We start from the raw sequence: 332 nt of genomic DNA on the forward strand, positions 1-332 counted from the left end.
GCCGGGAGCGCAGGCCACGGCGCGACAAGGGTGGCGCGACCGTTCCGGTCGCTGCAAACCCGGGTTTTTGCGTCAGGGATGGAAGCCCGCCAGGGCGGAGACAGCTTCGCTGGCTCCGTTCACGACAGCCCGCCCCGCCAGGGGGACGCCCGGAAAAGGCATAAGCAGGAGAACAACAAAACAGACAATAATCAGGGCAGCAGTAATCAGAGTCAGAGCAGTAATCAGAGTCAGAGCAGGAGGAAAAAGAGAATAATCAAAGGGAAGGTGATGTGATTTCTGGTAAGTCATAAACAGAGAAGGCGGGGGAAAAGAACGGGCGCCGCAGGCGC

General features: G+C 58.7%; 1 protein-coding gene. It reads right to left on the bottom strand.

All coding sequences use genetic code 11. The annotated features are described in order from the left end of the window. Nucleotides 1–72 precede the first annotated feature (72 nt). Nucleotides 73–332, bottom strand: a 260-nt coding sequence (locus HG542_RS36740) for a hypothetical protein (protein WP_218039110.1), incomplete at its 5' end; no start/stop codon positions are given.

This window comes from Streptomyces morookaense, from assembly GCF_013030945.1.
Classification (GTDB): Bacteria; Actinomycetota; Actinomycetes; order Streptomycetales; family Streptomycetaceae; genus Streptomyces; species Streptomyces morookaensis.